Source organism: Allobaculum sp., from assembly GCF_047010065.1.
Classification (GTDB): Bacteria; Bacillota_I; Bacilli_A; order Erysipelotrichales; family Erysipelotrichaceae; genus Allobaculum; species Allobaculum fili.
On the sequence record NZ_JBKXLD010000116.1, the window covers coordinates 1 to 1,753 of the forward strand.

Annotated in this window: 3 protein-coding genes and 1 pseudogene; all 4 read right to left on the reverse strand. The window is 48.3% G+C overall.

Annotated features, from left to right (window positions below; translation table 11 throughout):
- A partial coding sequence (locus ACLUYS_RS08890) for a translation initiation factor IF-2 N-terminal domain-containing protein (protein WP_412659642.1) occupies positions 1 to 520 on the reverse strand: 520 nt, incomplete at its 3' end.
- Between the two features lie 191 nt (positions 521 to 711).
- Positions 712 to 1,056: a L7Ae/L30e/S12e/Gadd45 family ribosomal protein gene (locus ACLUYS_RS08895; protein ID WP_230267887.1), complete on the reverse strand. Its 345-nt coding sequence runs from the start codon at positions 1,054 to 1,056 to the stop codon at positions 712 to 714.
- Positions 1,046 to 1,306, reverse strand: coding sequence for an RNase P modulator RnpM (gene rnpM, locus ACLUYS_RS08900; protein WP_230267886.1), 261 nt, complete (start codon positions 1,304 to 1,306; stop codon positions 1,046 to 1,048). Before rnpM ends, ACLUYS_RS08895 begins: the two co-directional genes overlap by 11 nt.
- 255 nt (positions 1,307 to 1,561) lie before the next feature.
- Positions 1,562 to 1,753: pseudogene (locus ACLUYS_RS08905) on the reverse strand (transcription termination/antitermination protein NusA); the annotation flags it as partial.

Sequence of the window (1,753 nt, forward strand, 5' to 3'; positions counted from 1 at the left end):
CGTTCAGGCTGACCTGGGAGGCACCGATGTGCTGGGTAATTCCGCCAAAGTCGCCTTTTACGACGTGGGCGGAACGAATGGTATCGAGCAGGGTAGTTTTTCCGTGATCGACATGACCCATGATGGTGACAACAGGCGGACGCGGTTTAAGATCTTTCTCATCGAATTCACGGTTGGCAATCTGGTCTTCGATATCATCTTCGTCAACAACAACTTCCTTGTTGGCCTTCACCTTGAACTCTTCGGAAATCAGTTCGATTTCGTCATCGCTCAGCGGCGTATTGATCGTGCACATGTTACCGAGCAGAAAAAGGAACTTGATCAGTTCAGATGAGTTTCTTTTCATCAGTTCGGCAAGTTCACCGACCGTGATCGGAAGCGAGTAGGTAATTTCCTTTGGATACTCGATTCTCGGTCTGGAAGGGCGGTTGTTATTGTTATTGCGCGATCCTCCGCGATTGTTGTTGTTACGATTCCGGTTATTGTTTCCCGGCTTGCGTCTTGCTGGCTTATTGGCCATTCAATCACCATCCTTTTCTAAAAACGAAAACAGAAGTTCTGTCCAAAGGCGGACAGTCTGTTTTTCCTATGCTTCTGGGAAGACTTCGCTCTTCTGTCTTATACGGCGTCCTCGGAATGTACTCAAGCTTGAATCACTCCAGTACGAACATCGAAATAGACAGACTTGCGAAGGGAATTTGTAAATTCTTTTTATGACAAAGATTCTCCATCCTGCGTTTCTTCACGTTTGGCGAGGGGATCGGGCGTTAAGTACTTTTCGATCCCTCTGGCAAATCCGGCGTCGAGAATGGCGATGGAATTTCCGGCTTTGCTGCCAAGCTGATCGTAGCGATCGGCTTCGAGGGTGTAGCACGGTATGGAATAAAACGAACATTTGTCATGCAGTTTTTTCGTCCGGTTTGCACCGCAGGCGGAACTGATTACGACCGCTTTTGCTTTTCTGGAAGAGATTGCGGGAATCAGGGCATCGCCTTTAGCAAACTTTCCGGCTCGAATACAGAGTCCTAAAAGAGAAACCGTCGCATCAGCCGGCACGGATCATCAGCTCCAGTTTTTCATAGACCGCATCTGGAATCTCACACTCGAGGGCTCTGGCGAGCGCTTTGTTCTTTTTGGCTTTTTCCAGCGTTTCCATAGATTTCTGGATATAGGCGCCGCGGCCGTTTTTCTTGCCGGTCGCGTCGACGAGCACTTCCCCTTCCGGGGTGTGCACGACCCGGATCAGATCCTTTTTGGGAAATCTCTCCTGCGTCACGACGCATTTTCTCATCGGAATTTTTCTCATGGCGATCGATCTCCTTTCCAGTCAGGGCTTACTTGGCATATTCGGTTCCAGTTTCGGATTGGATTCCCCCTCCTGGGATGGAAATCAAATTCAGAATATGGATATGCCATCAGGCAAAGGCTGTCTCTGCCTGACTTGCGGTCTTTCAGACCGCTTTGACAAGTTTACACAGACACACAGGTTTTGAAAAGAAATAGCCTGTGCTGTCCTTGGAATACAGGTCTGTGCAAGTTTTCAGAAGAAGAAGCGATCCGCTTATTCTTCGTAGTAGGAATCGTAATCTTCGTAGTCGATATCGTCGCTGTAACGATTTTCTTCTTCTTCGATTTCGTTGTCTTCGATTTCAGCGAGCTCTTCATCGGTGTAAATCGGATGAAGTACGTTGAAGGCCGGTTTCTTGCGTTCCTTGCGGCGCTCGTCTTTTTCTTTTTTCGCGTCATCCTTGCC